This window comes from Frankia sp. CoWAU3, from assembly GCF_977971855.1.
The window spans coordinates 1-3,517 of sequence record NZ_CDWWXB010000280.1; the positions used below are offsets into that span (position 1 = coordinate 1).

Consider the following 3,517-nt stretch of genomic DNA (forward strand, 5'->3'; position numbering starts at 1 on the left):
GCAACAGGCCGTCACACCACGCGACCTTCGCGCAGCCCTGGGCGAGAAGGGCACATCTTCCGCAACATCGCAGGCATGTCCCCGGCAAATTTGCTGGCGTGTAGGCGGTGGCGAGGTGAGCTGTTCGCGCACGATCCTGACAGCGGAAGATGGCCGTACTGCACGCCACTGGTCACAGCGGCCATCAGCCGTCAGAACGGACCGAGGAACCCCAGGGCAGACATGCGGCGTACGCGACGGCCATGGGTCCTCACCGACGCCTCCGGGTCGCCCCTTCAAGGATCTTGGTGATGTCCTCGACGGAATCGTGGACACCGGACGCGATGCTCATCACGAGGTCGTAGGCCTCGTCGTTGGTCAGCGTCAGGCGACGGCCGTTGACACCGTAGAAGGCGATCAGACCGGCAAGGGCGAGCCGCTTGTTCCCGTCGACGAGGGCATGGTTGCGAGCCAGTGAATGCAGGAGCGCGGCGGCCTTGCCGTCAAGAGAGGGATAGGCGTCCCGGCCGAACACCGTCGCCCGCGGGCGCGCGAGAGCGGATTCGAGCAGGCCGTGGTCCCTGACCACCGGATCGGAACCGATGGCCCGCTCGGCGATGTACAGCAGTTCGCGAAGCGTCAGGTAGATCATTCGCCGAGCCAGCGGAGCGCCTCGGCGTACCGCGGCAGCTCCTCGTCCAGCACCTGATCCAGCAGTTCCGCCCGGCTGTGTGCCTCGATGTACTCCCGGATCGCCTCCCGGGCGATCTCCTGCATCGACCGCTGTTCCAACTCCGAACGCAGACGCAAAGCCTCTGCCTCGTCATCCGTCAAGCGCAGTGTCATCGCCACCACCCGACGGTATCACCGCTGATACCGCCACTGGGACTCGTGCCATGGTCGCGACGCCCGGTTCCTATCCGATCTTCTTGGCGTTCGCATCGCCGTGTAGCCGGACCGCCGGATCTTCGCGTGGACGGGCTCGACGGAAACGGTCGGGCCGTTGACCTGCAGGTTTAGGTTCGCATTAGTGCTGGTTTGGTGCACTCACCGACGCCAAAGAAGATCGACATATGCCATAACCTGCGGCTTGACTACCCAATGGGGCGGTCTGCAACCAGCGAGGCCGATGGCTGCAGTACATCGACCTGCGACTGTGGGTTCGAGTCTTGTTGGGTCGACCCCAGCCGCGCTTGATCATAAGGTCCATGCCTCGCCCACCAGCGAGTGTTGCGCGAGTTGCACCGCTCGGCCGCCGCATCACCGGCGTCGTCGCGCCGGGCGCACCCTTCCCCTCACGGCAGACTCGGAGATCCAGGAGGATCAGCCCGGGGCGAGGCGCGCTGTCCGTTAGCCGATACTAGTAGGACTTCGTTAGGTGACTCCGGATAGGTGTTGTGTGACGGTGGGTGTGTGGGTGAAGGGTCGTTGGCAGGTGGGGCAGGCGCCGGTCCAGACGGCGGGCAGGGCCTGGAGGGTGCGGAGGACTCCGTAGAGGGTCAGGCCGGCGCAGGGACTTTTGGGGTTCGTCTCAGCTGGGTGCAGAGTGCTTGGGCGATGCTGACGAGGGTGACGTGGTGGTGCCAGCCGGTGAAGGTGCGTCCTTCGAAGTGGTCGAGGCCGAGGCCGTCTTTGAGTTCGCGGTAGTCGTGTTCGATCCGCCAGCGGATCTTCGCGAGGCGGACAAGATCGCGCAGGGGGATGCCGGTGGGCAGGGTGGACAGCCAGTAGTCGGTGGGTTCGGGCTGGCCGGGGGGCCATTCGGCGAGCAGCCAGCAGGCGGGCAGGCTCCGGTCGGGGTTACGGGTGATGTTCCGGCCCGCGGGGCGGACCCGGAGCGCGAGGAAGCGGGACCGCATCCCCACCGTCGGGTTGGCCGGGGTCCGGTGGGTGCCGTGACGCCAGGTCACAGACCGGCCGGCGCGGCGGCCGACGGCCATGACCAGGGATTTCAGATCGCGGGGCGGGTCGGGGTAGGCGGGTGTGGGCCGCCGGCTGTTTCCCGGGTAGGGGGCGGTGACCGGCACCGCGTCGGCCGGGTAGGCGGTCGCGGTCGGCTTCACCGCCAGCACGTAGGGGATGTTCCGGTCGGTCAGCCCCTGGCGGAACTCGGCGGCGTCGCCGTAGCCGGCGTCCGCCACGACCGGCCGCACAGGCATGCCCCAGCCGGCCAGTTCGTCGATCATGTCCAGGGCGAGCCGCCATTTCTCCCGGTGCCGCGCCTTGTCGGGGATCGCGGCCCGTTCCCGCCGGGCCCGGGCGGCGGCGACCTCGGTCGGGTCGGTCAGGGTGGTGTCGTCCCAGGAGGTCGGGAGGAACAGCCGCCGGTCCACCGCGGCCGACGCCCAGTCGGTGACCGCGTGCACCGACACCCCGATCTGACAGTTACCGACCTTGCCCAGGGAGCCGGAGTACATCCGGGCCACCCCCGGCGACGCCGGCCCGTCCTTCGGGAAACCGGTGTCGTCCACGACCAGCGCGACCGGATCGAGGAACCCGGCCGCCCAGCCGGCGAGGCGCCGCCGGACCTGGCGGTAGTCCCAGGTCGAGCTGGTCACGAACTGCTGCAGCTGCTGAGGGTCCACACCGAGGCGGGCGGCCATCGGGACCATGCTCTTGCGCTTGCCGTCGGTCAGCAGCCGTTGCATAAGAGCGCCCGATAGCGGCGCTCATGCCGCCTCACCTTGCGGTGAGGCACTCCCGGTCTGACCGGCCGGAGCCGTGCCGGGTTCCCGTTTCCCAGCCGCCCGCCCCGCGGACGGGGTCTTACGGTCGGCTCCACGGGCGTTTACTGTCTCCGACGTACTGGCGGCGACGAGGTTGGACAGGTTGACCGCGGCGTTCAGGTCGCGGTCGCCTACCAGCCCGCAGGACTGGCAGGCGAGGATACGGTCCGACAGGGTGAGGCCTGGGTTTCGCCAGCCGCAGTCGGAACAGGTCTTCGAGCTTGGATACCAGCGGTCCGCGACACAGAAGTTCCAGCTCGCCCTGATGAACGGCCAAAAAATCCAGATGAAAACGACGGAATCCGCACCCGATGAATTAACCGAGGACGAAACAGCAGCATCGGTGGCCAGCCGCCCCCAGGACGCCGGCGGCCTCCAACACACGATCCATATTCTCGAAGGAGTAGCCGCAGACGGCAAAAATTGGATCCGCCGCATCGAGTCCGCATGACTATTCTCGGAATTCGCACATCATGCAAAATTCATCAGGCCGAGACTGGCAGCTACGACGCTCCGCGCCATGGAAATCGAGGATGGGTCTCCTCCATCCACTCGCGGAAGCGACGGACCCGCTCCTGATGGTTCGCTTTTCGGGGCTTCATGGCATCCGTGCACGGGCCTGACTCAGGAGCACCACACTTTGGGCACACAACGAGCCTGGCCCGCTCGACGGTCACCGGATCAGACGGGGACCCGCCCAGGGCCGCGCAGAGATCACGCTACGTTGTGATCGGTGACTTTTTGTAGACGTGCTGTGGGGTGACTCGGGGCGCCCTGGGCGACACAGCGCGAGCGAAGCGTCTCTTTCCCCA

The 3,517-nt window shown here is 67.0% G+C and carries 4 protein-coding genes and 2 pseudogenes; 1 reads left to right on the plus strand and 5 read right to left on the minus strand.

All coding sequences use genetic code 11. The features are described from left to right. Window positions 1-250: 250 nt before the first annotated feature. The 4 genes and pseudogenes from AC08ON_RS17115 to AC08ON_RS17130 all read right to left on the minus strand — a co-directional run. Entirely contained in the window at window positions 251-631 is a 381-nt protein-coding gene (locus AC08ON_RS17115; RefSeq protein WP_476608593.1) for a type II toxin-antitoxin system death-on-curing family toxin, read from the minus strand. Next, window positions 628-825 (minus strand): ribbon-helix-helix protein, CopG family, encoded by a 198-nt coding sequence (locus AC08ON_RS17120; RefSeq protein ID WP_011435539.1) that lies wholly within the window; start codon window positions 823-825, stop codon window positions 628-630. The genes AC08ON_RS17115 and AC08ON_RS17120 overlap by 4 nt, the downstream gene beginning before the upstream one ends. Window positions 826-1,478: 653 nt before the next feature. Next, window positions 1,479-2,618, minus strand: a pseudogene (locus tag AC08ON_RS17125) (IS701 family transposase); the annotation flags it as partial. A 30-nt stretch (window positions 2,619-2,648) separates the two neighbouring features. Further along, a pseudogene (locus tag AC08ON_RS17130) lies at window positions 2,649-2,948 on the minus strand (zinc ribbon domain-containing protein); the annotation flags it as partial. Between AC08ON_RS17130 and AC08ON_RS17135 the strand changes: the two are divergent. Next, window positions 2,881-3,156, plus strand: a complete 276-nt coding sequence (locus tag AC08ON_RS17135; protein ID WP_175455954.1) for a hypothetical protein — start codon at window positions 2,881-2,883, stop codon at window positions 3,154-3,156. The pseudogene AC08ON_RS17130 and the gene AC08ON_RS17135 sit on opposite strands and share 68 nt — an antisense overlap. Window positions 3,157-3,208: 52 nt before the next feature. On the opposite strand, the gene AC08ON_RS17140 is transcribed toward AC08ON_RS17135, so the two are convergent. After that, on the minus strand, window positions 3,209-3,382 hold the full coding sequence (locus AC08ON_RS17140; RefSeq protein WP_476617344.1) for a zinc finger domain-containing protein: 174 nt from the start codon (window positions 3,380-3,382) through the stop codon (window positions 3,209-3,211). Window positions 3,383-3,517: the final 135 nt, after the last annotated feature.

Excerpts from the sequence above, each read along its gene's own strand:
- AC08ON_RS17115 (WP_476608593.1), bottom strand. The coding sequence starts at position 631 with ATGATCTACCTGACGCTTCGCGAACTGCTGTACATCGCCGAGCGGGCC.
- AC08ON_RS17120 (WP_011435539.1), bottom strand. The coding sequence starts at position 825 with ATGACACTGCGCTTGACGGATGACGAGGCAGAGGCTTTGCGTCTGCGT.